The following is a 25,645-nucleotide window of genomic DNA, read 5'->3' on the forward strand; positions in this document are numbered from 1 at the left end:
GCGGCGGCCAGCGCGCCGTCCGCCGGGCTGCCTGCGACGACCGTGCGCGTGCCGTTCGCGTCGCTCGGCGCGTTCGAACCGCTGCGCCTGCGCGGCGCCGACGACGCGCGCACGATCCACGCGGGCGTGCGGCTCGACCGCGTGGTCACGGGCGCGCGGCTGCGCCTGACCTACGCGTATTCGCCGTCGCTCGTGTTCCCGATGTCGCACCTGAAGGTGTCGGTGAACGGCGAGGTCATCGCGACCGTCCCGTTCGACGCCGCGCGCGCGGGCCGCACGGTCACGCAGGACATCCCGATCGACCCGCGCTACTTCTCGGATTTCAACCAGATCGGCCTGCGCCTGATCGCGCACTACACGCTCGACCATTGCGAGGATCCGTCGAATTCGGCGCTGTGGGCCGACGTGAGCCCGACGAGCGAACTGATCCTCGACGAATCGCCGGTCCGCCTGCCGAACGATCTCGCGCTGCTGCCCGCGCCGTTCTTCGACCGGCGCGACAACGGCCGCGTGCGGCTGCCGTTCGTGCTGCCGGGGTCGCCCGATTCGGCGACGCTGCGCAGCGCGGGCGTGCTCGCGTCGTGGTTCGGCGCGCTGGCCGACTACCGGCATGCGCGCTTCCCGGTGTCGCCCACGCTGCCGGCCGACGACCAGGCGGTGGTGGTCGGCACGGCCGCGACGCTGCCGGCCGGCCTCGCGCTGCCGTCGGTCAACGGCCCGCTGCTCGCGGTCGCCGACAACCCGGCCGCGCCGGGACGCAAGCTGCTCGTCGTCACGGGCCGCACGGCGGCCGAGGTCGACGACGCGGTCGCGACGCTCGTGCTCGGCCGCGCGGCGCTGTCGGGGCCGGCGGCGACGGTCGCGCACGTCGATCTCGGCGCGCCGCGCAAGCCGTACGACGCGCCGCGCTGGCTGCCGGTGAACCGGCCGATCGCGTTCCGCGAACTCGTGTCCGATCTGCGCGAGCTGGAAGCGCGCGGCACGACGCCCGACGCGATTCGCCTGAACCTGCGCGTGCCGGCCGATCTTCATTCATGGAACGGCTCGGGCGTGCCGATCACGCTGCGCTACCGCTACACGGCGCCGACCGTGCAGGACAACTCGACGCTCGCCGTCGAGATCAACGACCAGCTCGTGAAGTCGTACCGGCTCGGGCCGGCCCATGCCGAGGACGCGCGCGGCCGCATGCAGCTGCCGCTGTTGTCGGTGCCGGAAGGGCGCGTGACGAGCGATGTCGACATCCCGGCGTTCCGCGTCGGCAGCGGCAACCAGCTGCAGTTCCGCTTCACGCTCGATTCGCAGAAGACGGGCCTGTGCTCGAGCACGGCCACCGAGCCGCAGCGCGCGGCGATCGATCCCGATTCGACGATCGACTTCTCGCACTTCGTCCATTACGCGCAATTGCCGAACCTCGCGTATTTCGCGAACAGCGGTTTTCCGTTCACGCGCTTCGCCGACCTGTCGCAGACGGCCGTCGTGATACCCGAGCGGCCGTCGCCGCAGGAACTCGAGGCCTACCTGACGATGCTCGGCCACATGGGCGAGTGGACGGGTTTCCCGGCACTGCGCGTGCAGGTCGCGCGGCCCGGCGACGTCGCCGCGTTGTCGGGCAGCAAGGATCTGCTCGTGATCGACGGCTCGCCCGCGTCGCCGCTGCTCGCGCACTGGCGCTCGGCGCTGCCGCTCGCGATCGGCGAGCAGGGCGGTGCGGGCGGCGACGGCGCGACGCGCGTCGCGTTCACGGTCAAGGAGCGCTGGCGCAACGGCGTCGGCCTTCCCGACGGCGGCGCGCATATCGAGCAGACGGGCCCGCTCGCGGCGCTCGCCGGTTTCGAGCTGCCGGGCAGCCATGGCCGCAGCGTCGTCGCGCTGACGGCGACCGACCAGCCGCGCCTCGGCGATCTGCTGAACGTGTTCGAGAACTCGGGCCTCGTGTCGCAGTTGCAGGGCGACCTCGCGCTGGTGCGGCCGGGGCAGGTCGACAGCCTGCGCGTCGGCGAGCCTTACGTGGTCGGCTTCGTGCCGTGGTATGCGCGCGTCTGGACGCAGGCGGCGCGGCATCCGGTCGTGCTCGGCGCGATCGGCGTCGTCGCGGGGCTGTTGCTCGCGCTCGGCGTGTTCAGCGTGCTGCAGAGAATCGCCGCGCGTCGACGGGGGATGTAACGGATGGCGCGGGCAATGGCGAAGCGACGGGCAACGCGGCCGGCGCGGCGCGTCGGCGCGGCACTCGCGCTGGCGGTTGCGATGGCGTGCGCGGCAACCGGCATGGCCACTCGCGCGCAGGCCGCGGGCGCCAGCGCGACCGATGCGGCCGCCGCCGGATGCAGCGCGGCGTGGCCGCGCTGGGACACGTTCAAGCGCGATTTCATCTCGGCCGACGGCCGCGTGATCGACGTCGGTTCGGCCGATTCACGCACGGTGTCGGAGGGGCAGGCGTATGGGCTTTTCTTCGCGCTGGTCGCGAACGACCGGCGCATGTTCGACACGATCCTCGCATGGACCGAGAACAACCTCGCGCAGGGCGACCTGAGCGCGCACTTGCCTGCGTGGCTGTGGGCCCGCGCGCCGGGCGGCGCGTGGCGCGTGCTCGACGCGAACGCGGCGTCGGACGCCGACCTGTGGATCGCGTACGCGCTCGTCGAGGCCGGGCGGCTGTGGCACGAGCGCAGCTACACGGCGCGCGGCGCGCTGCTCGCGAAGCGCGTGCTCGACGAGGAAACCGCGACCGTGCCGGGCCTCGGCGTCACGCTGCTGCCGGGGCCGACCGGCTTCAGGCTGCCCAACGGCCAGTGGCGCGTGAACCCGAGCTATTCGCCGCCGCAGGTGATCCGCGCGCTCGGCGCGCGCCTGCCCGACGACCGGCGCTGGGCCGCGCTGGCGTCCAGCACCGGGCGCGTGCTGCTCGACACGGCGCCGAAGGGTTTCTCGCCCGACTGGGCGCTGTATCGCATGGGCACGGGCTTCGGGCCCGATCCGCAGACGCATGCGGAGAGCGCGTACAACGCGATCCGCGTGTACCTGTGGGCCGGCATGCTCGACCGCGCCGATCCGCTCGCCGCGCCGCTGCTCGCGCGTTTCGCGCCGTTCGCCGACCATATCGCCGCGCATGGCGCGCCGCCGGAGAAGGTCGATACGACGACGGGCGTCGCGGGGCCGAACGACGGCAACGCCGGGTTCTCCGCGGCGGCCGTGCCGTTCCTCGACGCGCGCGGCCAGCGCGCGCTCGCGGACGCGCAGGCGGCCCGCGTCGAGTCGCTTGCGCGCCAGTCGGCGCCCGGCTATTACACGAGCGTGCTGACGCTGTTCGGCCTCGGCTGGCGCGACGGACGCTACAAGTTCGGCGCGGACGGCACGCTCGACGCCCGCTGGGGAGGCCATTCGTGCGCCGCCCGCTGAAGTGCGCCGCGCCGCATGTCGCGGGGTTCGCATGGCTCGCGTCGTCGGTGTGCGCGGCGGCGCCGGGCACCGCAGCCGACGCGGCGATGCCGAAAACCGCCATGCCGGCGGCCGCCGCTTCCGCCGATGCGCAGCGTCAGCTCGATACCGCGCGGATGTGGGGCGTCAAGCATCGCGACGACCTCGCGCACGATGCGCTGCGCAAGGGGCTGCTGATCGCGCCGGGCGATCCTGAACTGCTTGCCGAACAGGTCCGTGTGCTGCTGCGGCTCGGCGACGCGAAGGGCGCGCAGGCCGCGCTCGCGCGCCTGCAGGCGCAGTCACCGAATGCGCCCGCGACGCGGCGGGTGGCCGACGAATACCGCGTCGCGACGAGCGGGCGCGGCGAGATGGCGCAGATTCGCCTGCTCGCGCGCAGCGGCCGCGCCGACGAGGCAGCCCGGCGGATCGTCGCGCTGTTTCCGAACGGTGCGCCGTCGGGTGCGCTCGGCGCCGAGTATTACCAGATCGTGTCGAATGCGCCGGGCGGTCGCGAGCCGGCGATCGCCGCGCTGCGCCGCGCGGCCGCGGCCGATCCGCAGGACACGAGCGCGTCGATGGCGCTCGCGCGGCTGCTGAACCAGCGTGCCGACACGCGCGCGGAGGCGAACCGGATCGCATGGTCGCTCGCGAAGCGGGACGACGCCGACCATACGGAGGCGATGGCGCTGTGGCGGCGCGTGCTGCAATCGGCCGGCAGCGATCCGGCGTATCTCGACGCGCTGCATGCGTATCTCGCGCTCGTGCCGGACGACACCGAATTCCGCGGCCGCGCTGCCGAACTGGACAGCCGGCGCGATGCGCAGCGCCGGCTCGAACGCGACCCCGGCTACATCGCGCAGCAGCGCGGCCTGCAGGCGCTCGCGCGCGGCGACCTTGCGGCCGCCGATCCGCTGCTTGCCCGCGCCGCACGTGCGCGCGCGGACGACGCCGATGCGGTCGGCGGGCTTGGCCTGCTGCGCCTGCGCGAAGGGCGGCACGACGACGCGCGCGCGCTGTTCGCGCGAGCCGCGACGCTCGCGACCGACCAGCGCGGCAAATGGCAGAGCCTGGCGCGCACCGCGCAGTTCTGGGGCCTGGTCGCGCAAGGCCGCGAGGCCGCCGCCGCGGGCCGGCCGCAGGATGCCGAGCGCGCGGCGCGTGCCGCGCTCGCGATGCAGCCGGACAGCCCGGACGCGAAGCTGCAGCTTGCCGATGCGCTGCTGGCGCAGCGCGATTGGGCGCGCGCGGAGCCGTTGCTGCGCGAATTGCTGGCCGTGCGTTCGCCGAACCCGTCGGCCGTGCGCGGCACGGCGACGCTGTATGAAAACACCGGCCGCGCGGACCGGATCGGCCCGCTGCTCGACGCGCTGCAAGGGCGCGTGACGGGCCGCGATGATCGCCGCGCGCTCGACGGCATGCGCGCCGACCTGCTCGCGAACCAGGCGCGCGCGCTCGCGGACAAGGGCGAACGCGGGCCCGCCGCGCAACGCTACGAGGCGGCCGTGCGTGCGGCGCCCGACGCGCCGTGGACGCGCTTCGCGCTCGCGCGCCTGTATCGCGACATGGGGCTGCCGCAGCTCGGCCGCACGGTGATGGACGAAGGGCTCGCGCAAAGCGATACGCCCGAGATGCGCTATGCAACGGCGCTGTACCGCAATTCTCTCGACGACGTCGCGGGCGCGCAGGCCGCGCTCGCGCCCGTCGACGACGCGCACCGCTCGGACGGGATGCGCGCGCTCGCGCGCAAGCTCGACGCGGAAAGCACGCTGGCCGACGCGCGCGGCGCGCTCGGGCGCGGCGATCATGCGGCATTCGCGGCATCGCTCGCGCATGCGCAGGCGAGCGCGCCGGACGATCCCGACATGCTCGCCGCGATCGGCGCGCAGTGGATCGACGCGGGCGAACCCGAGCGCGGCCTCGCGCAGTTGCGCGACTGGATCGCCGCGCACCCGCGCGAAGCCGATGCGGACGTGCGGCTGCGCTACGGCGACCTGCTCGGCAGCGCGGGGCGCGACGACGCACTCGCCGCGTGGCTCGATGCGCTGCGCCGCGAACCGTCGCTGACGCCCGCGCAGACGGCGAGGCTCGAGGACCAGTCGCTGCGGCTCGTGCTGCGGCAGACGGACGATGCGATCGCGCGGCAGGACTACGCGCAGGCGCGTGCGCTGCTCGATCGCGCGAGCCCGGCCGGCCGCGCGGACAAGCGCCATGCGCTCGAACTGGCCGATCTCGAACGCGCGCAGGGCCATTACGGCGCGGCGCGCGACGCGCTTGCGCCGGTCGTCGCACGCACGCCGGACGATGCCGATACGCAGCTCGCGCTTGCGCGGATCGACGAGGACAGCGGCAACCGTGCGGCCGCGCTCGCGCGGGTGCAGGCCGTGCTCGCACGCACGCCGGACGACGACGTCGACACGCAACTGTCGGCCGTGCGCCGCCTGAACGCGCTGCGCCATCCGGACGAAGCCGCGCAGGTGACCGGCCGGCTGCAGGCCGCGTATCCGGCGCGTGCGGACGTGACGGTCGCGGCCGGGCGCGTGGCCGAGGCACAGGGCCGCTATGACGACGCGGCGTCGCTGTACCGGCTGTCGCGGTCGCAGGAACGCACGGCGGGCGTGAGCCCGGGCCGCGACGGGCTGACGCCCGCGCAAGCCGCGTTCGCGGATCTCGAACAGCGGCGCAACCCCGAGATCGAGACCGGCTGGATGCCGGCGTACAAGTCGGGCGACGAAGGCATCTCGTCGTATCGCGCGCAGCAGGTGCCGATCTACCTGCAGATGCCGATCCGCTACGACGGGCATGTGTTCGCGCAGATCGACACCGTGCATCTGGATCCGGGCACGCTCGATACGAGCGACCCGAACGCGTATTCGCTGAAGACCTTCGGGACCTACGCGGCGCTCAGGGCATCGAACGGGCTGCCGCCCCCGTTCCAGTCGAATCAGCCGGCCTCCGCGCTGATCGCGAATCCGCCGGGCTCGCTGCACCAGTCGACGACGGGCGTCGCGCTCGGCGCCGGCTATCGCACGGATGCGTGGCGCTTCGATCTCGGCACGTCGCCGCTTGGTTTCCCCGTGCATTACCTCGTCGGCGGCGTGCGTTACCGTTTCGACGCGGGCCCGGCGAGCTTTAGCGTGAATGCGTCGCGGCGGCCGGAAACGAGCAGCGTGCTGTCGTACGCGGGGATGCGCGACCCGTGGACGGGCGCGGTCTGGGGCGGCGTGCGCCGCGACGGCGTGAACCTGCGTGCGTCGGTCGACGTCGGCCGCACGAACCTGTTCGCGGAACTCGGCGCGGGCGTGCTGTCCGGCCGCAACGTCGAACGCAACGCGGAAGTCACGCTGCGCACCGGGTTCACGGTGCCCGTGTACGAGCGCGCGACGATGAAGGTCAGCACCGGGCTCGTCGGCAATGCGTGGCACTACGCGCAGAACCTGCGCTACTACACGTACGGGCAGGGCGGTTACTACAGCCCGCAGCGCTACCTGTCGCTCGGCGTGCCGATCGAATGGGCGGGGCGGCGCGACGCGCTGTCGTGGGACCTGACCGTCACGGGCGGAATCTCGAACAGCTACGAGAAGGATTCGCTGTTTTACCCGACGTTTTCGGACCAGCGGGCCGCGCAGGTGGCGGCCGGGTTCGTGTACGCGGGCAGCTCGACACGCGGCGTGTCGTTCTCGTACGGCGTGAACGGCATCGTCGAGTACCGCGTGAACCCGCACCTGAGCGTCGGCGCGCAACTGCATGTCGACCGGTCGCACGACTACGCGCCGAGTTCGGCGCTCGTGTACCTGCGCTATGCGTTCGATGCGCGCGCGCAGCCCAGCTGGCTCGTCACGCCGACGCCGGTGCGGCTTTATTCGGATTACTAGGGGAACGTCGTGAATACGGAAATCGATGCCACCCGTCCCGCGCTCGGCGCCGCCGGCCTGCTGGGCCGCCTGCGTGCGCTACTGCGCACGGGGCCGGCCGGCGGCCGCGTCGGTACGCTGAGCCGGCTCGCGATCGACGGCCTGCCCGACGCATGGACGCAACTGGAAGCGGGCGGCCTGTACGCGATCTACGCGGCCGGCGGCACGCCGGCGTGCGATGCGCTCGTGTGGGAGAGCGCGCGGCAGGCGCGCACGCGCGACGTCACGGTCGTGCTCGCACGCGACGCGGCGCGCGTCGTCGAGCAAATGGAGGCGCGCGGCTTTGCGGGCGGTGCGCAGCCGGCCGGCTGGCCGCGCAACCTGAGCGTGCTGGCGATGCCGGCGGCGGCCGAGCCGGCCGATGGAGAAGGCGCCGGCGCCGCACCGCGCCACGCGGCACCGGGCCCGTTCGCGCGGCTGACCGGCGGCTTGCGCGCGATGAAGCGCTACGGTTTTCGTGCGCGTTCGCTGTATTTCGTCGAAGGCGCGCAGCGCTGGTTCAGCTGGGACGATCCGGTCGCGCTCGCCGACGAAGCGCGCGCACTCGCCGACTGGTGCCGCACGCACCGCATCGCGCTCGTGCTGCTGCTCGATCCCGAAGCGGCGCGTGCGGGCACCGATGCGCGCACCGACGATCCGCCGCTCGTGCGCGGTGCGGATCGCACGCCGCGCAGCGGTTTCCACGGCGTCTTCTCGGGCGTCGCGCAGATGCAGCGCACGCACGGTGAACTGTTGTGGATCGTCGATTTCTGGCGCGCGGGCGACACGCTCGCGGCCGGCGAGGTGCGGCCGCTGCGCTTTGCGCCGGGCGGCCGGCTGTCGGCAAGCATCGATGGCGGCGCGACCGAGCCGGCGCGCCGGATGAAGCTCGCGATCGACGAGGATCGCGTCGTCGTCAGCCGCGCGGTGCTCGATGGCGTGAACCGCGCGCCCGGCGACTGGGAAATCGTCGACGACAACGCGGCCGTCGTCGCGGCCTGCGCGCATGCCCAGGCCGCGACCGCGGTGCTCGCGTTCCGCTCGCATGCGCAGCTCGAAGCGTTGTGCGCGGACGTGCACGCGCTGCGCCGGCAGTGCGGCGGCGCGCTGAAGATCGCGGTCGTCGAGCGCGGAGGCGAGGTGCTGCGCCAGCAGTTCGAGATGCTGCTGCTGAGCGTCGGCGCGAACCGCGTCGTCGCGCGCGACCTGCCGGTGTCGCGGATGCAGGCCGCCGTGCACGCGCTGCGCGGCCAGCTCTATGCGCGGCCCGTCGCGGCGGACTATCGTGCGGCGCTCGCGGCCGCGCTCGGCGATTCGGTGCTCGGCTATCTGCCGGTCGGCGCGTTCTGCCTGCGGATTCGCGCGGTGCTCGATCGCGGCGCCGTGCTCGCGCTGCCGCACACGCTCGCGAAGATCGCGCTGCTGCCGGGCGTGTCGCACGTCGACGCGCTGCGGCACTGCCAGCCGCGCCGCGCGGGCGACGTCGTGACGGCCGATCCCGGGCACCTGTACGTGTTCCTGTTCGCGTGCGAGCCGGTCGATGCCGACGACGCGCTCGCGCGCATCTTCGACGTGCCGGTCGACACGTTGTCCGATCGCGTCGTGTGCCTCGGGCGGGGCAGCATCGACACGGAGCTCGATGCGCTGAAAGCGGAGAACCGGCGCGCGCCGATCGCCGACTACAGCGACCTGTTCGCGGTCAAGCAGCCGCCGGGCGCCGCGCGTGCGCCTGCGGCGCGCGCCGATTCCGGCGCGGCGTCGGACGAAGCGAGCGAAGTAAGCGATGCGATCGACGCGATCGATACGATCGTCGCGCTCGAGGCGATTGGTGCGACGCCGGCGCCGGCGCCCGCGGGCGTCGACGCGGCGCCGCCGCAACCCGTGATTCCCGCCGCGCGAACGCGCAGTGCCATCCGCAGCGCGATGCCGCTGCGCAAGCCGGAGGGCGCATGATCGCCGAACTCGTCATCGGATTCATCGTCGGCATCGTGGTCGCGGTGCCCGTCTGGATCGTCGCACAGCATCTCGGCATCGGCCGCGGCTTTCAGGCGCCGCGCGGGATCGACCGGCGCGACGCGGTGCCGTGCGAACTGGTGCCGGTCGCGCTGCGCGGGCGGCTGCTGCCCGGCGCCGAGCGCGGGGACGAGCGCGGCGGCGAGCATGGCGGCGAGGCGACGCGATGAAGACGATCGCCATTACATCGACGACGGGCGGCGCGGGCCGCACGACGCTCGCGGCCGCGCTCGCGGTGCTGCTCGCGCGCCGCGGCCGGCAGGTCGTGGCCGTCGAGTTCGATGCGCAGAACCTGATGGGCGCGACGCTCGGCCTCGACTCGCTGGCCGGGCACGGCCTCGCGCAGAGCGTGCTCGGCGGCGCCGAGCCGTGGCACGCGCATACGTGGCGCAATGCCGACGGCGTGCTGTTCGTGCCGTACGGGCAGGTCGACGCGGCCGGCGCGGCCGCGTGCGATGCGCGGCTCGCGGCCGACCCGGCATGGCTGTCGCGCGCGCTCGACGAGATCGCGCTGCCGGCCGACGGCGTCGTGCTGGTGGACACCGCGCGCTATCCGTCGCCGCAGGCCGAGCAGGCGATTCGCCGCGCGGACCTGACGCTCGTCGTCGTGCCGCCCGAACCGATCGCCTGCGCGACGGCGGCCGCGCGGCTCGGGGCGCTGCGTGCCGGCGGCGGTGAACTGCAGATCGTCGTGAACCGGCTGAATCCGGCACGCGACATGCAGCGCGATGCGATCGCGATGCTGCGCGCGGTCGCGGGGCCGGCATCGATGCTCGAACAGCGGATCCACGTCGACGCGGCCGTGCCCGAAGCGCTTGCGCGCGGCAGCTGGATCTTCGACGACGCGCCGTATTCGCAGGCGTCGCACGACCTGAACGGCATCGCGAACTGGGTCGATGCGTGGCTGGCGGCGGCAGTCGCCGGCCGCACCGGAGCGGCGCGATGAAGGCCGCCTTCGCGCCGCGGCTGCGCGCGTTCGGCCGCCGCGCGACCGACTGGTTCGCGCGCGGCATCGGGCTGCCGGCCGAGCGCACGCTGCTCGACTGGGTCGTGCGGCTGTTCTTCCACGCGCCGCCGCCGGGCCGGCCCGATCCCGTGCGCCGCCGGGCGCGCGCCGCGTTCCTGCGGCTCGCGCACGAGTGGGGCGTGCTGCAGCCGCTCAGTCCGCGCGAATGGCTGTGGCGCGCGATCGTGCGCGCGCCGCGCGCGGCCGACGGCCGGCCGGCGCGCGATCCGCTCGCGTGGTTCGACACGTTCGTCGTGCCGGTGTATGTGGCCGGGCGCGCGGTCGGCCGTCGCATCGACGCGATGCTCGAACGCCTGCCGTGGGCGCGCTGGGGCGGCTGGCTCGATGCGCGCGCGAACGGCGTCGGCCGCCACCGCTGGCTCGCGCCGCTGCTGCTCGCGGCCGGCGCGCTGCTGTGGGCAGCGGCCGGGATGTCGCCGCTGATGCCCGGCGCGCAGTTCGCGTTCTTCGCGATCGTCGCAGTGCTGGCGCTCGCGCTGCGCCGCCTGCCGGGCCACCTGCCGACGCTCGCGCTCGCGTCGCTCGCGCTGCTCGCGGCAGTGCGCTACGTGTGGTGGCGCACGACGCAGACGCTCGACTTCCGCAGCCCTGTCGAAGCGGTCGCCGGCTACCTGCTGTACGGCGCCGAAGCCTATACGTGGATGATCCTGCTGCTCGGTTTCGTGCAGACCGCCTGGCCGCTCGACCGGCCGATCGTGCCGCTGCCCGACGACCCCGACACCTGGCCGACCGTCGACATCTACATCCCGACCTACAACGAGCCGCTGTCGGTCGTGAAGCCGACGGTATTCGCCGCGCAGAGCATCGACTGGCCGACGGCGAAGCTGCGCGTCTACCTGCTCGACGACGGCCGGCGCCCCGAGTTCGCCGCGTTCGCGGCCGAGGCCGGCATCGACTACCTGACGCGCGACGATAACCTTCACGCGAAGGCCGGCAACATCAACCGCGCGCTGCCGAAGACGCACGGCGAATACATCGCGATCTTCGACTGCGATCACGTGCCGACGCGCTCGTTCCTGCAGACGACGATGGGCGTGTTCCTGCGCGACCCGAAGTGCGCGCTCGTGCAGACGCCGCACCATTTCTTCTCGCCCGATCCGTTCGAGCGCAACCTCGGCACATTCCGCGAGATCCCGAACGAGGGCAACCTGTTCTACGGCCTCGTGCAGTCGGGCAACGATCTGTGGAACGCGACGTTCTTCTGCGGCTCGTGCGCGGTGCTCAAGCGCAGCGCGCTGGAAGAGGTCGGCGGCGTCGCGGTGGAAACCGTGACCGAGGATGCGCATACGGCGCTCAAGCTGCACCGGCGCGGCTATACGTCGGCGTACCTGCCGACAGTGCAGGCAGCCGGCCTCGCGACCGAAAGCCTCGCGGGCCACGTGAAGCAGCGCACGCGCTGGGCGCGCGGGATGGCGCAGATCTTCCGCATCGACAATCCGTTCCTCGGGCGCGGGCTCGGCTTCATCCAGCGGATCTGCTACGGCAACGCGATGCTGCATTTCTTCTACGGGATTCCGCGGCTGGTGTTCCTGACGATCCCGATCGCATACCTGTTCTTCCACCTGTACTTCATCAACGCGTCGTCGCTCGCGCTCGCGAGCTACGTGATCCCGTATCTCGTGCTCGCGAACGTCGCGAACTCGCGGATGCAGGGGCGCTACCGCCATTCGTTCTGGGCCGAGGTCTACGAATCGGTGCTCGCGTGGTACATCGCGCTGCCGACCACCGTCGCGTTCTTCAGCCCGAAGCACGGCAAGTTCAACGTGACCGACAAGGGCGGCAAGATCGACGAAGGCTATGTCGACTGGTCGACGTCGAAGCCGTATCTCGTGCTGTTCGCGCTGAACGTGCTCGCGATCGTCGCCGGCCTGTGGCGGCTCGCGGCCGACCAGGGCGACGAGGCGTCGACGATCCTGATCACGCTCGGCTGGACCGTGTACAACCTCGCGATGCTCGGCGCGGCGCTGGCCGTCGCGCGCGAGACCAGGCAGGTGCGCGTCACGCACCGGATCGCGATGCGCGTGCCGGCCACGCTGCTGCTCGCCGACGGAACGACGGCCGCATGCTTCACGAGCGACTACTCGACCGGCGGCCTGGGCCTCGAGGCCGTGCCGGGGCTGCCGATCGCCGTCGGCGACACGCTGACGGTGTGCGTGACGCGCGGCGACCGGCCGTTCCCGTTCCCGGTGCGCGTGAGCCGCGTGACGCCGACCCACGTCGGCGTGAGTTTCGAAGCGCTGACGCTCGAACAGGAGCGCCAGCTCGTGCAATGCACGTTCGGCCGCGCGGATGCGTGGCTCGACTGGCACGAAGGCACGCGCGTCGACACGCCGCTCGGCGGGCTGAAGGGCGTGCTGCGCATCGGCGTGGACGGTTATGTGCGGATGTGGAAGGGTGCGGCGCGCGGCCTGCAGGCCATGCTGGCGCCGAAGCTCGATCGGGCGCGCGACTGACGCGCGCTCATCATGGAGTGGGTTAGATGGCGTTCTGGAATCTGTATTTCATCCTGAAGTTCGCGCTGTTCGCGACCGGGCACCTGCAGCCGCTGTGGCTCGCGAACCTCGCGTTCGCGGTGGCGCTCGCGGCGAGCGCGCCGGTGCGGCGGCGTGCATGGCGCATCGTCCGGCAGCTCACGGCGATCGCGATCGCGGTGCCGCTGCTCGCGCGCGAGATGCATGCGCCGCCGCTCGCACGCCTCGTCGAGGCCGCGCGCGAAATGAGCACGTTCCGCGTCGACTACTGGATGGAACTGCTGCCGCGCCTGCTGCCGCCCGCGCTCGTGCTGACGGTGGCCGGCGCGCTGATCGTCTATTTCATCGTCAACCGTTGGCTGCGCGTCGCGACGTTCGTGCTGGCCGTGCTGATCGTGATGCCGCTGTGGCAAGCGGGCAGCGGCCTGATGGCGCGCGTGGCCGCACCGGCCACGCAGCAGGCGAACGCGCAGGGCACGACGACGATGGGGCGCGCCGACCAGCCCGAGGACCGCAACGCCGCGCTCGCGACGTTCCGTGCACAGGAGTCGCAGCGGCAGGTCGCGTTCGGCCATCTCGGCAACGATCCGGCCGCCCAGTTCGACGTGATCGTGCTGCACGTCTGCTCGCTGTCGTGGGACGATCTCGATGCGGCCAAGGTGCGCAATCACCCGATGCTGAGCCATTTCGACTACCTGTTCACGAACTTCAGCACCGCCGCGAGCTACAGCGGCCCGGCGGCGATCCGCGTGCTGCGCGCGAGCTGCGGGCAGGAGGCGCACGCGGACCTGTACAAGCCCGCGCCGCAACAGTGCCAGCTGTTCGCGCAACTCGCGGGCGCCGGTTACACGGTGCAGTCGCTGCTGAACCACGACGGCCACTTCGACAACTTCCTGCAGGTGATCCACGACAACATCGGCGCGGCCGACGCGCCGATGGTCTCGAACGCGGCCGCGCCCGTCGCGATGCACGCGTTCGACGGCTCGGCGATCAAGGACGACTACGGAACGCTCGCGAACTGGTATGCGCAGCGCGGGACGGTGCAGGGGCCTGTCGCGCTGTACTACAACACGATCAGCCTGCATGACGGCAACCGCGTGGTCGGCAGTTCGCTGACGAGCATCGACTCGTATCCGCAGCGTGCGACGAAGCTGATGAGCGACTTCGACCGTCTCGCCGACCTGATCGCGCAATCGGGCCGCCGCGCGGTGATCGTGTTCGTGCCCGAGCACGGCGCCGCGTTGCGCGGCGACAAGAACCAGGTCGCGGGCCTGCGCGAGATCCCGACGCCGCGCATCGTGCACGGGCCGGTAGGCGTGCGGCTCGTCGGCTTTGCCGGCAACCACGGCGCGACGACCGTGATCGAGCAGCCGACCAGCTTCCTCGCGCTCGCGCAGCTGCTGTCGAACCTCGTGTCGAACAGCCCGTTCAAGCCGGGCGCGACGCTCGCGCAATATGCGGCGGACCTGCCGCGCACGCGGATGGTCGGCGAGAACGAGGGCACGGTAACGATGCAGACGGCCGCGGGCTACGCGGTGAAAACTCCGGATGGCGTATGGATCGACGAACAGTAATCCTTCCCGGCGAAGGCGACGACGATCGCCTGTCGCAGCCGAACGACGTGCTCGGCCTCGCGCGGCATCTGCCCGCGCTCGACCCGGAGCGCTATGTCGACGAGCAGGCGCGCCGCGCGTTCATCGAGTCGCTCGAGCGCTGGCCGACGCTCGCGAAACTGATGGGATTGAAGCGGTAAACGAACGACGGCCGGCATGCGTGCCGGCCGTCGCCTGCTTGCGGGCGAACCTGCCTATTCTGCCGGTCGCGCTCTGCGTTCCGGCTGGCGCGTCCATTCGTCTTCCTCGCCCGGCACCTTGCCGAAGGTCTGTGCGGCCCACGCTGCGCGCGCCGCTTCGATCTTCGCGCGCTCGCTCGATACGAAATTCCATTCGATGAAACGCTCGCCCGGCAGGTGTGCGCCGCCGAGCAGCATCACGCGCGCGCCGTTCGCGCTGGCGAGCGCAACGGTCGCGCCCGGTTCGAGCACGGCCATCGTCGCGGGGGCGAGCGGCGTGCCGTCGATGGTGAGATCGCCGTCGACGAGATACACGCCGCGCTCGTCGTGCTCCGCATCGAGCGCGAGCTGGCCGCCCGCCGCGAATTCCGCATATGCATAGAGCGTCGGCGAGAACACGGCGACCGGCGACGTAAGCCCGAACGCGGTGCCCGCGATCACGCGCACGCTCGCGCCGTCGCGCGCGAACGACGGCAGCGTGTCGGCCGGATGATGGACAAATGCGGGCGCGGTGTCCTCGTGCTCGACCGGCAGCGCGACCCAGGTCTGGATCCCGTGGACCGGTTGCTCGCGCGGGCGGTCCTCGTCGGGCGAGCGCTCCGAATGCACGATGCCGCGGCCGGCCGTCATCCAGTTTACGTCGCCCGGCACGATCTTCTGCCGGAAGCCGAGGCTGTCGTGATGCATCAGCGAGCCGTCGAACAGGTAGGTGACGGTCGCGAGCCCGATGTGCGGATGCGGCAGCACGTCGATGCCGCGGCCGGCCGGCAGCACGGCCGGGCCCATCTCGTCGAAGAAGATGAACGGGCCGACGAGGCGTGCGGCGCGCGCGGGCAGCACGCGGCGCACGACGAGGTTGCCGATGTCGCTTTCGCGCGGCGTGAGCAGGGTCTTGATCGATGCGGTCATGATGGGGAGCTCGTGTTCGGTGCGGTGGGCGGTCAGGCGATCGCCGTGTCGATCGTGATCGGATGCGTGAGGATCTTGTGTACCGGGCACGCGTTCGCGATCTGCAGCAGGCGCTCGCGCTGCTCGCCGGACAGGTCGCCTTCGAGCGTGATGCGGCGCACGATCGTGCTGCCCGCGCTGCCCGATTCGTGCGCGAGCTTCACGTGTACTTCGGCGAGCGGCCAGCCCTTGCGCTGCGCATACATCTTCAGCGTGATCGCGGTGCAGGCGCCGAGGCTCGACAGCAGCAGCGCGACGGGCGTCGGCGCCGCATCGCCGCCGCCGAGCGGCGCCGGTTCGTCGGCGCGCCACTGGTGGACGCCATCGCTGAAGTGGACGAGGTAATCGACCGAGCCGATGCTCGCTTCGACGGACAGTTCGCTCATTGCAGTTCCATTGGGGAGAAAGGGGGAGGGCCGGCGGCGTGGCCGGACGTTACGGTTCGAGCAGCCGCTGCAGCCGCAGTTCCTCGAAATCGAACTCCGATTCGATCCGGTGCAGCACCGTGTCGTCGACCTTGCCGTCGCGATGCAGGTCGAGCAGCGCCTGGCGCGACACGCCGACGAGTTCGAGCTCGACGCGCAGCATCCGTGCTCGCATGTCGGCCGGCTCGGCACCATGCCGATGCGCGCGTTCGTTGAACATGACGCGGTTGCGGTATTCGGCGAGCAGGCGGTCGAGCGAAGGGCGCTCGAGGTTCGACCCGCGCTGCTCCAGCGCGTCGAGTTCGGCGAGCGCCGCGCCGAACGTATGCGCGCGTACCGCGTGCTCGGACATCGTATGCCGCGCGACGGGCCGCAGCTTCAGCACGCGGATCAGCGGCGCAAGCGTGCCGCCCTGCACGACGAGCGTCGCGATGATCAGCAGGAACGTGCTGAACAGGATCAGGTCGCGGCCGGGAAAGTTGCTCGGCAGCGCGATCGCGGCCGCGAGGCTCACGACGCCGCGCATGCCCGACCAGCCGAGCACGACGGCCTCGCGCCACGACCACCGCGCGTGGCCCGCACGCGGTGCGCGCAGGCGGTCCGGCAGCCACATCGCGACGAATACCCACACGACGCGCGCACCGATCGCGGCGGCGGTGGCGGGCAGCGCGACGCGCAGGCCGGCCATCAGCACCGCGCCTTCGTGGTTCACGCGCACGAGGATCGCGTGCAGCGCGAGACCGATCAGGATGAACACGAGCGCATCGAGCACGAACACGATCGCTTCCCACGTCGCCTTCGCCTTGATCCGCAGGTCGGCGTCGAACACGCGATGCTGGCGCACGCCGAGCACGAGGCCGCAGGTCACCACCGACAGCACGCCCGAGCCGTCGACGGCTTCCGCGATCCCGTAGCTGCCCCATGCCATCGCGAAAGTCACGACGATGCCGAGCATCGGGTCGCGCAGGCGCGGCAGCACCCAGCACATCGCATGGCCGCACGCGAGGCCGACCGCGATGCCGATCAGCGTCAGCGAGAAGAACAGGCCGGTGGCGCTCGCGGCCGTGATCGACACGGCGAGCGCGGCCGATACGGCCATCTGGTACAGCAGCAGGCCCGACGCATCGTTGACGAGGCTTTCGCCTTCGAGCACCGCGACGAGCCGCGCGGGCAGCGGGTAGCGCTGCAGGATCGCCTTCGCGGCGACTGCGTCGGGCGGCGACACGATCGCCCCGAGCGTGAAGCACGCGGCCCACGGCAGCGCAGGGTTCGCGGCACGCACGGCCACGGCGACCGCGACGGTCGTGAACGCCACCGCACCGAGCGCGAGCGACGCGATCGATGCGAGCTCCTGCCTGAATTCCTTCCATGCGGTGTAGAACCCGCTCGACATCAGCAGCGGCGGCAGTACGGCCGCGAGCAGCAGCGCCGGGTCCATGTCGGGCACGCGCTTGCCGGCGATCGCCACCGCGCAGCCGCCGAGCAGCAGCACGACGGCCGGCGGAATCGAGATTCGTTCGGCGAGCCACGTGAGCGCGCCCGCGCCGCAGATCAACAGCAGCAGGTAGTGGAACAGCTCGACGTTGGTCATGCGCGGCCTGCGGCGACGGCGTGCATCACGACGGCCTGCGGTCGTTCGCGGCGCCACCCGGCAGCGCGCCGAACATGTGCTGGCTGCATTGCGCGTCGCGCCATGCGGTATTCAGCCGGTGTCCGGAAAGCATCCGGCGCGCGACGGGCAGGATCTGTTCGCCGGCCAGCATGCCGAGCAGGCCGGTGAGCGCGATGATGGGCGGCGCCGGCGAATTCACGCCGAGCGCGCCGTAGATGACACCGGCGAGAATGCCGGCGAGCAGCGACAGAAAATACGGTTTCATGATGAAAACCTCTCGTGATAGGCTGGTCGGGCGCGAAGGGTGCGCCTTTAATGTGCTGGAAGCGTATCGGGTTTACGTGTGGAAAAAAAGGGCGGATTGCCCTTGAGAGACCCCTCTTTCGGAATTCGATCGATTCCGTTTCTTGGATGTTCGAGCTGCGACTTTTCCGATTAAATGGCTGCAACCGGAAGACGCAAATCCGGAGCAACGCACAGTCGGCTCCTCGTACTTTCCGATCGAGGCAAGCCTTAAACGTTTCCTGTCCAAAGGATGATTCGCGCCATGAGCAACCCCAAGCTTGAAGTCCTCACTCCCCAGAACAGCCAGTTGATCTTCATCGACCAGCAGCCGCAGATGGCATTCGGCGTGCAATCGATCGATCGCCAGACGCTGAAGAACAACGTCGTCGGGCTCGCGAAGGCCGCGAAGGCATTCAACATTCCGACCACGATCACGACGGTGGAATCGGAGAGCTTCTCCGGTTACACCTATCCCGAACTGCTCGACGTGTTTCCGAACCAGAAGACGCTCGAACGCACGTCGATGAACTCGTGGGACGACCAGAAGGTGCGCGACGCGCTGGCCGCGAACGGCCGCAAGAAGGTGATCGTGTCGGGCCTGTGGACCGAAGTCTGCAATACGACGTTCGCGCTCTGCGCGATGCTCGAAGGCGACTACGAGATCTACATGGTGGCCGATGCATCGGGCGGCACGTCGAAGGACGCGCACGACTTCGCGATGCAACGGATGATCCAGGCCGGCGTGGTGCCCGTCACGTGGCAGCAGGTCGCGCTCGAGTGGCAGCGCGACTGGGCACGCCGCGACACCTACAACGCCGTGATGGCGATCGCGAAGGAGCACTCGGGCGCGTACGGGATGGGCGTCGACTACGCGTACACGATGGTCCACAAGGCCGAACAGCGCACCGCGACGCCGCACGAGTCGCTCGCGCCGGTGCCGGCGAAGTAACGGGCCGCATGCCGTCGCGCGTTCAAACGGGCGGCAGTGCCCACGGCGCGTGTGTCAGATTCTCGACGAGAAAGTCGAGCAGGGCCGTCACACGCGCCGCACGCAGCATGCCGGGCGGCGTGACGAGGTTGACGTTGATGTCGGGGATTTTCCAGTCGTGCATCACTTCCTCGAGCTCGCCGCTTTGCAGCGCATCCCACACCAGGAACGCCGGCTGCAGCGCGAGGCCGTGGCCGGCGATCAGCGCGGGGCAGAGAACGTCGGCGTTGTTGGCGCGAATGCGCCCGCGCACGGGCACGCCGAATTCGTCGCCCGACGCCGTGTGGCGAAAGCGCCAGTATTCGGGTGTCGGTATGTTCGTGTAGGTCAGGCACACGTGCTGGTCGAGTTCGCTCGGATGGGTCGGCCGGCCGCGCCGGTCGAGATACGCGGGCGATGCGACGAGCGGCCGGCGCACGGCGCAGAGGCGGCGCGCGCGCAGCGACGAATCGTTCAGTTCGGCGATCCGGATGGCGACGTCGAAGCCGCCGGACACGATGTCGACGAAGTTGTCGGTGAGCACGAGGTCGACGTCGACGCGCGGGTAGCGCTCGAGAAACGCGGGCAACAGCGGCGCGAGATTGCACAGGCCGTAGGACATCGGCGCGTTCACGCGCAGCAGGCCGTGCGGTTCGAGCGCGTGCGCGGACGCCTCGCCTTCGATCAGCTCGGCGTCGGCGAGCAGCCGGATCGCGCGATCGCGCAGCAGTTCGCCGGTCGGCGTGAGCGACAGCTTGCGCGACGTGCGGTACAGCAGCATCGAGCCCAGGCGTTTTTCGAGGCGCGCGATCGCTTTCGACACCGTCGGTTGCGATATGCCGAGCAGGTCGGCGGCCTTGGCGAACGAACCGGTTTCCGCGACGCGCGCGAAGATGGCCCAGGCTTCGAGATCGGGAAGATGTTGCATGGCTGGAAGGCGTGGCAGGGAAGCGAAGCGGATTCGGCGGCAGCGGATCGCGCCGATGGCGCGCGGCAATGCGGGTCATTCTAATCCAGTCGGGAGGGAGCATATGGAATCGTATGTCGTTTCACTGGGCGCCGGCGTGTTGATCGGCGTCGTATACAGCGTGATCAAGGTGCGCTCGCCCGCACCGCCGCTGATTGCACTGGTCGGGCTCGCCGGCATGCTGATCGGCGCAGGGGCCATCGCACCGGTCCGTCACTGGCTCGGCTTCTGATTGCATAGAGGACCCAATTGATGAGCGCAACCGACACTCAACCTGATCTCATCCTGCACAACGGGCGCATCACGACGCTCGATCGTGCGAACCCCGTCGCCACCGCCGTCGCGATCAAGGACGGCCGCTTCGTCGCGGTCGGCGGCAATGCGGAGATCGTGCCGCTCGCGGGCCGTGCGACGAAGGTCGTCGATCTCGACGGCCGCACCGTGCTGCCGGGCCTGATCGACAACCATACGCACGTGATTCGCGGCGGCCTGAACTACAACATGGAGTTGCGCTGGGACGGCGTGCGTTCGCTCGCAGTCGCGATGGACATGCTCAGACGGCAGGTCGCGATCACGCCCGCGCCGCAATGGGTGCGCGTGGTCGGCGGCTTCACCGAGCACCAGTTCGCCGAGAAGCGCCTGCCGACGATCGAGGAGCTCAACGCCGCCGCGCCCGATACGCCGGTGTTCATCCTGCACCTGTACGACCGTGCGCTGCTGAACGCGGCCGCGCTGCGCGTGGTCGGCTACACGAAGGACACGCCCGAGCCGCCGGGCGGCACGATCCTGCGCGACGCCGCGGGCAACCCGACCGGGCTGCTGCTCGCGAACCCGAACGCGACGATCCTCTACGCGACGCTCGCGAAGGGGCCGAAGCTGCCGTTCGAATACCAGTACAACTCGACGCGCCACTTCATGCGCGAACTGAACCGTCTCGGCGTGACGGGCGTGATCGATGCGGGCGGCGGTTCGCAGAATTACCCCGACGATTACGAAGTGATCCGCAAGCTGCACGACGCGGGCGAGATGACGATCCGGATCGCGTACAACCTGTTCACGCAGAAGCCGAATGCCGAGAAGGAAGACTTCGTGAACTGGACCAAGAGCGTTAAGTATCACGACGGCACCGACTATTTCCGCAACAACGGCGCGGGCGAGATGCTGGTGTTCTCGGCGGCCGACTTCGAGGATTTCCGCGCCGCGCGGCCGGACCTGCCGGCGCAGATGGAGGACGATCTCGAAGGCGTCGTGCGCGTGCTCGCACAGAACCGCTGGCCGTGGCGCATGCATGCGACCTACGACGAAACGATCGACCGCGCGCTCGACGTGTTCGAGAAGGTCAACAAGGACATCCCACTCGAAGGCCTGAACTGGTTCTTCGATCACGCGGAAACCATTACCGAAAAATCGATGGACCGTATCGCGGCGCTGGGCGGCGGCATCGCGGTGCAGCACCGGATGGCGTACCAGGGCGAATACTTCGTCGAGCGTTATGGCGCGCAGGCGGCCGAAGCGACGCCGCCCGTCGCGAAGATGCTCTCGAAGGGCATCAAGGTGTCGGCCGGCACCGACGCGACGCGCGTCGCGTCGTACAACCCGTGGGTGTCGCTCGCGTGGCTCGTGACGGGCAAGACGGTCGGCGGCTTGCGGATGTATCCGCAACGCAACCTGCTCGATCGCGAGACCGCGCTGCGGATGTGGACCGAATACGTGACCTGGTTCTCGAACGAGGAAGGGAAGAAAGGGCGTTTAGCGGTCGGGCAGCTCGCCGTCCTGGTGGTCCCGGATCGCGATTTCTTCACATGTGCGGAGGACGATATCGCGGGCACGACCGCGTTGCTGACGGTGGTCGGCGGCAAGATCGTATGGGGCGCGGGGCCGTTCGCGTCGCACGACGCGCCGATTCCGCCCGCGATGCCGGACTGGTCGCCGGTGCGCGAGTACGGCGGCTACGGCGGCTGGGGCGCGACGCAGCGCAACGGCGCACCGCTGCAGCGTGCGGCGGCCGCCGCGATGTGCGGCTGCGCGAGTGCGTGCAACGTGCACGCGCATGCCCATGCGAGCGCGTGGGGCAGTGCATTGCCGACGTCGGACGCGAAGGGCTTCTGGGGCGCGTTCGGTTGTTCCTGCTGGGCGGTCTGACATGGCGGCCCCGATCAACCCCGGCGGCTTCGGCAACCCGGCGTGGGTCCGCGCGTTGCTGGCGCAGCCGTGGGTCCTGCCGCTCGTGCGCCTCGCGCTGGTGTCCGCCTACCTGATCGGCGGCGTCGCGAAGGCGCTGGATTTCGACGGCGCGGTCGCCGAGCAGGCGCATTTCGGCCTGCATCCGGCCGCGCTCTGGGCGGCGCTCGCGATCGCGGTCGAGATCGCCGGCTCGCTGTGCGTGGTGTTGAACCGCTTCACGTGGCTCGGCGCCGGCAGCCTCGGCATGCTGACGCTCGTCGCGATGCTGGTGGCGAACGATTTCTGGAACCGCACGGGCGCCGATCATTTCATGGCGCTCAACAGCTTTTTCGAGCATCTCGGGCTGATCGCCGCACTCGTGCTCGCGACGCTGCTCGCCGATGCGAAGCACACGGCCGGCGACGGCCGTACCACTCGATGACGATTAAACAACAAGGAAATCCTGTGATGAAAACGATTCGTTCCGCCTTGCTCGCGCTTGCGATCGCCGCCGGCCTCGTCGCGGCGCCGGCGTCGTACGCGAAGCCGCCGGTGCCGCCGGCGGCCACGCCGACGCTTGCCGTCGGGCCGCAATACGACACGACACACGTATACGTCGCCCCCGAGGATTTCGATCGCTTCACCGACAGCTTCGTCGCGACGTTCGGCGGCAGCAAGTCGAAGCAGGGCGTGTTCCAGGTCACGCCGACCCCGAGCCAGACGATGTCGCAACTCGTTTTCACGCCGGCGGGCACGATCTCCGTGTTCGGCTTCAAGACGCCCGTGCCCTGGCCGTTCGGCGCGGAGCGCACGGGTTATCTCGTCACCGACATGGACGCGGCGATCAAGGTGGCGCGCGAGCATGGCGCGGAAGTGATCGTCGACACGTTCCCCGATCCGATCGGCCGCGATGCGGTGATCGCGTGGACGGGCGGCGTGAAGATGCAGCTGTACTGGCACACGCAGGCGCCGAACTACGCGGCGCTGCAGACGATCCCCGAGAACCGCGTGTATGTGTCGCCGCAGAGCGTGCGCAAGTTCGTCCATGATTTCGTCAAGTTCTCGAACGGCAAGGTGGTGTCCGACAACCTCAAGGCTCCCGGCATCGAGATCGGCCGGCCGAACGACACTTATCGCCGCATTCGCATCACGTCGGGCTTCGGCAAGATGACCGTGCTCGTGACGGACGGCCAACTGCCTTACCCGTACGGGCACGAGATGACCGGCTACGAAGTGCCGGATCTGGCCGCGACGCTGAAGCAGGCGCAGGCCGCGGGCGTGAACGTGCTCGTGCCGTCGTATACGGCGGACGGGCGCGATGCGGCGCTCGTGCAGTTCCCCGGCGGCTACGTCGCTGAGATCCACGCGAGCGCGGTGCGATGAAGCACGAAGACACGATCCTTTCCGCGGTGGCCGGCTTCGTCGATACGCTGAGCTTCGTCGCGCTGTTCGGACTGTTCACCGCGCACGTGACGGGCAACTTCGTGCTGATCGGCGCGGGCGTCGCGGGGTTCGGGCAGGGCGTCCTGCTGAAGCTCAGCGTGTTTCCTGCGTTCGTGTGCGGCGTCGTCGCGAGCAGCCTGATTGCGCGCGCGCTTTCCGCGCGACCCGCATGGCAGGGCGCGCGAGCCCTGCATACGGTGCAGGCGGTACTGCTGCTCGGCTTCTGCGCGGCCGGCGTGTGGGCGACGCCCGTGACGCAATCCGACAGCCTGCCGGTGCTGGTGGCCGGTTTCGTCGGCACGTTCGCGATGGGCGTGCAGAACGCGCATCCGCGCGTGATCGCGCGCGCCGGCGTGCCGAACACGGTGATGACCGGCAACGTCACGCAGGCGATCCTCGATGTCGTCGACCTGCTGTCCGCCGGCACGGCCGACAGCGTGCGCGCGACGGCACGCGCGCGCTTCGCGAAGATGCTGCCGGCGATCGTCGCGTTCGCGCTCGGCGCGGTATGCGGCGCGCTGGGTTTTCGCCATATCGGGTTCTGGGCGCTGCTTGTGCCCGCCGGCACGCTCGCGGTGCTGGCGGCATGTACGGGGGTGTCCGCCCGTACCGGCACGCAGGAGCATGCATGATCGTGCAGCGTGGAGGGGCGCGTCGCGATCGCGGCGGGCGAGCGGGCCGGACCGATGCAGGCGGTCGCGAACGGATGGCCGCGACAAGCGGGCGGCGTGCCGCGACGACCCGAGGCAGACGCTTCGACCGGGTTGCCCGCGCGTCGGTTGTCGCGGGGCTGCTGCTCGCGGGTGCCGATGCGGCGTTCGCGGACACGGCGACTGCACCGGCGGCGGCGGACAGCGCGCCCGCATCGACGTGCACGGCCAAGCGGCCGACCGTGCTGTTCAACCGCTGGCAGGAAGACTGGTCGGTGCTCGCGAATCCATGCGTGCCGCGCGCGCCGCTCGACGGGTTGAAATACATCCCGCTCGGCAACGATCCGTCATCCTATCTTTCGCTCGGCGTGAATCTACGTGAGCGTCTGGAAACCAACGACGCGCCGTTGTTCGGAATCGGCTCCGCGCAATCGGACACGTACCTGATCCAGCGCGTCGAAGTGCATGCCGATGCGCATCTCGGCCAACACTGGCAGTTCTTCGTGCAGTTGCAGGACGACCGTGCGTTCGGCAAGAACACGATCTCGCCGGTCGACAGGAACCCGCTCGATCTCGAACAGGCATTCGCGACCTACACGGGTGCGCTCGGCGGCGGCACGTTCAAGTTTCGCGTCGGCCGGCAGGAGATGGCGTTCGACTTGCAGCGTTTCATCGCCGCGCGTGATGGCCCGAACGTGCGGCAGGCGTTCGATGCGGTGTGGGCCGACTACGAATATCAAAAGTGGCGCTTTATCGCGTATGCGACGCAGCCCGTGCAGAACCGCACCGTGTCCGCGTTCGACGACGTGTCGAACCGCAACCTCACGTTCAGCGGCGTGCGCTTCGAGCGGCAGTCGGTCGGGCCCGGCGACCTGTCGGGTTACTGGTCACGCTACAACCGCAGTAACGCGCGCTTTCTCGATGCGAGCGGCGCCGAGCGCCGCGACGTGTGGGACGTGCGCTACACGGGCACGCAGGGGCGCTTCGACTGGGATCTCGAAACGATGCTGCAGACGGGGACGGTCGGCAGCAGCTCGATCCGCGCGTGGGCGCTCGGCTCGATCGCCGGCTACCGGCTCGATGCGCCGTGGTCGCCGCGCGTCGCGCTGCAGGTCGACGCGGCGTCGGGCGACCGGCATCCGCACGACGGCCGCATCGGCACCTTCAATCCGCTGTTTCCGAACGGCTATTACTTCACGCTCGCGGGCTTCACCGGTTACTCGAACCTGATCCACGTGAAGCCGTCGGTGACGCTGAAGCCGTCGCCGAACCTGGCGCTGCTCGGCGCGCTCGGTTTCCAGTGGCGCGAGACGACCGGCGACGCGGTCTACCAGCAGGGCAACGCCGTGGTGCCGGGCACGGCCGGCAAGGGCGGGTTGTGGACGGGGATGTACGTGCAGCTGCGGGCGGACTGGACGATCGCCGCGAACCTGATCGGCGCGGTCGAAGCCGTGCATTTCCAGGTCGGCGACGCGATCCGGCAGGCGGGCGGGCACAACGCCGACTATGTCGGCGTCGAGCTCAAGTACGGCTGGTGACGAAGGGGCGCGACAACGACGCGCACTCATGAACGAA

The 25,645-nt window shown here is 70.4% G+C and carries 21 protein-coding genes; 16 read left to right on the top strand and 5 right to left on the bottom strand.

What is annotated here, in order from left to right:
• The 9 genes from bcsB to ACNQQL_RS23345 all read left to right on the top strand — a co-directional run.
• Positions 1 to 2,163, top strand: a 2,163-nt coding sequence (gene bcsB, locus ACNQQL_RS23305; protein WP_347065998.1) for a cellulose biosynthesis cyclic di-GMP-binding regulatory protein BcsB, incomplete at its 5' end; no start/stop codon positions are given.
• A 3-nt stretch (positions 2,164 to 2,166) separates the two neighbouring features.
• Positions 2,167 to 3,396, top strand: coding sequence for a cellulose synthase complex periplasmic endoglucanase BcsZ (gene bcsZ / locus ACNQQL_RS23310; RefSeq protein WP_347066000.1), 1,230 nt, complete (start codon positions 2,167 to 2,169; stop codon positions 3,394 to 3,396).
• Entirely contained in the window at positions 3,381 to 7,289 is a 3,909-nt protein-coding gene (locus tag ACNQQL_RS23315) for a cellulose synthase subunit BcsC-related outer membrane protein (RefSeq protein WP_347066002.1), read from the top strand. Before bcsZ ends, ACNQQL_RS23315 begins: the two co-directional genes overlap by 16 nt.
• A 9-nt stretch (positions 7,290 to 7,298) precedes the next feature.
• Positions 7,299 to 9,260: a cellulose biosynthesis protein BcsE gene (bcsE, locus tag ACNQQL_RS23320; protein ID WP_347066004.1), complete on the top strand. Its 1,962-nt coding sequence runs from the start codon at positions 7,299 to 7,301 to the stop codon at positions 9,258 to 9,260.
• The gene (locus ACNQQL_RS23325; protein WP_347066006.1) at positions 9,257 to 9,490 is read left to right on the top strand and encodes a hypothetical protein; all 234 of its coding nucleotides are present in this window, start codon (positions 9,257 to 9,259) and stop codon (positions 9,488 to 9,490) included. The genes bcsE and ACNQQL_RS23325 overlap by 4 nt, the downstream gene beginning before the upstream one ends.
• A complete protein-coding gene (gene bcsQ, locus ACNQQL_RS23330; RefSeq protein ID WP_072435780.1) occupies positions 9,487 to 10,266 on the top strand; it encodes a cellulose biosynthesis protein BcsQ in 780 nt (259 codons plus the stop codon). The genes ACNQQL_RS23325 and bcsQ overlap by 4 nt, the downstream gene beginning before the upstream one ends.
• Positions 10,263 to 12,800, top strand: a complete 2,538-nt coding sequence (gene bcsA, locus ACNQQL_RS23335) for a UDP-forming cellulose synthase catalytic subunit (RefSeq protein WP_347066009.1) — start codon at positions 10,263 to 10,265, stop codon at positions 12,798 to 12,800. Before bcsQ ends, bcsA begins: the two co-directional genes overlap by 4 nt.
• Before the next feature lie 26 nt (positions 12,801 to 12,826).
• On the top strand, positions 12,827 to 14,392 hold the full coding sequence (bcsG, locus tag ACNQQL_RS23340) for a cellulose biosynthesis protein BcsG (RefSeq protein ID WP_347066011.1): 1,566 nt from the start codon (positions 12,827 to 12,829) through the stop codon (positions 14,390 to 14,392).
• A complete protein-coding gene (locus ACNQQL_RS23345; RefSeq protein WP_072435778.1) occupies positions 14,374 to 14,571 on the top strand; it encodes a hypothetical protein in 198 nt (65 codons plus the stop codon). Before bcsG ends, ACNQQL_RS23345 begins: the two co-directional genes overlap by 19 nt.
• Before the next feature lie 54 nt (positions 14,572 to 14,625).
• Here the strand turns inward: ACNQQL_RS23345 and ACNQQL_RS23350 are convergent, their stop codons facing one another.
• Genes ACNQQL_RS23350 through ACNQQL_RS23365 form a run of 4 tightly spaced genes read right to left on the bottom strand, consistent with a single transcriptional unit; the run spans position 14,626 to position 17,860 of the window.
• Positions 14,626 to 15,519: a pirin family protein gene (locus tag ACNQQL_RS23350; RefSeq protein ID WP_072435777.1), complete on the bottom strand. Its 894-nt coding sequence runs from the start codon at positions 15,517 to 15,519 to the stop codon at positions 14,626 to 14,628.
• Between the two features lie 32 nt (positions 15,520 to 15,551).
• Complete coding sequence (locus ACNQQL_RS23355) at positions 15,552 to 15,944, bottom strand: OsmC family protein (protein WP_034183342.1); 393 nt, start codon at positions 15,942 to 15,944, stop codon at positions 15,552 to 15,554.
• A 49-nt stretch (positions 15,945 to 15,993) separates the two neighbouring features.
• On the bottom strand, positions 15,994 to 17,574 hold the full coding sequence (locus tag ACNQQL_RS23360) for a sodium:proton antiporter (RefSeq protein WP_347066015.1): 1,581 nt from the start codon (positions 17,572 to 17,574) through the stop codon (positions 15,994 to 15,996).
• A 25-nt stretch (positions 17,575 to 17,599) separates the two neighbouring features.
• The gene (locus ACNQQL_RS23365) at positions 17,600 to 17,860 is read right to left on the bottom strand and encodes a XapX domain-containing protein (RefSeq protein ID WP_347066017.1); all 261 of its coding nucleotides are present in this window, start codon (positions 17,858 to 17,860) and stop codon (positions 17,600 to 17,602) included.
• Positions 17,861 to 18,142: 282 nt separating this feature from the next.
• On the opposite strand from ACNQQL_RS23365, the gene ACNQQL_RS23370 reads away from it, so the two are divergent.
• On the top strand, positions 18,143 to 18,829 hold the full coding sequence (locus tag ACNQQL_RS23370) for a hydrolase (RefSeq protein ID WP_047901195.1): 687 nt from the start codon (positions 18,143 to 18,145) through the stop codon (positions 18,827 to 18,829).
• Positions 18,830 to 18,851: 22 nt separating this feature from the next.
• On the opposite strand, the gene ACNQQL_RS23375 is transcribed toward ACNQQL_RS23370, so the two are convergent.
• A complete protein-coding gene (locus ACNQQL_RS23375; protein ID WP_072435774.1) occupies positions 18,852 to 19,775 on the bottom strand; it encodes a LysR family transcriptional regulator in 924 nt (307 codons plus the stop codon).
• Positions 19,776 to 19,878: 103 nt separating this feature from the next.
• Here ACNQQL_RS23375 and ACNQQL_RS23380 point away from each other — a divergent pair, with 103 nt between their 5' ends.
• The 6 genes from ACNQQL_RS23380 (at position 19,879) to ACNQQL_RS23405 (ending at position 25,608) form a co-directional block, all read left to right on the top strand.
• A complete protein-coding gene (locus ACNQQL_RS23380; protein WP_072435773.1) occupies positions 19,879 to 20,046 on the top strand; it encodes a DUF1427 family protein in 168 nt (55 codons plus the stop codon).
• A 20-nt stretch (positions 20,047 to 20,066) separates the two neighbouring features.
• On the top strand, positions 20,067 to 21,956 hold the full coding sequence (locus ACNQQL_RS23385) for an amidohydrolase (RefSeq protein ID WP_347066021.1): 1,890 nt from the start codon (positions 20,067 to 20,069) through the stop codon (positions 21,954 to 21,956).
• Between the two features lies 1 nt (position 21,957).
• Positions 21,958 to 22,419: a DoxX family protein gene (locus ACNQQL_RS23390; RefSeq protein WP_347066023.1), complete on the top strand. Its 462-nt coding sequence runs from the start codon at positions 21,958 to 21,960 to the stop codon at positions 22,417 to 22,419.
• A gap of 26 nt (positions 22,420 to 22,445) precedes the next feature.
• A complete protein-coding gene (locus ACNQQL_RS23395; protein ID WP_347066025.1) occupies positions 22,446 to 23,360 on the top strand; it encodes a glyoxalase in 915 nt (304 codons plus the stop codon).
• Positions 23,357 to 24,052 carry a YoaK family protein gene (locus ACNQQL_RS23400; RefSeq protein ID WP_347066027.1) on the top strand — a complete coding sequence of 232 codons (696 nt, stop codon included), beginning with the start codon at positions 23,357 to 23,359 and terminating at the stop codon, positions 24,050 to 24,052. Before ACNQQL_RS23395 ends, ACNQQL_RS23400 begins: the two co-directional genes overlap by 4 nt.
• Positions 24,053 to 24,126: 74 nt before the next feature.
• On the top strand, positions 24,127 to 25,608 hold the full coding sequence (locus tag ACNQQL_RS23405) for an alginate export family protein (RefSeq protein ID WP_347066108.1): 1,482 nt from the start codon (positions 24,127 to 24,129) through the stop codon (positions 25,606 to 25,608).
• Positions 25,609 to 25,645 lie beyond the last annotated feature (37 nt).

The organism is Burkholderia sp. LFS061, assembly GCF_047978125.1.
GTDB classification, from domain to species: Bacteria; Pseudomonadota; Gammaproteobacteria; order Burkholderiales; family Burkholderiaceae; genus Burkholderia; species Burkholderia pyrrocinia_C.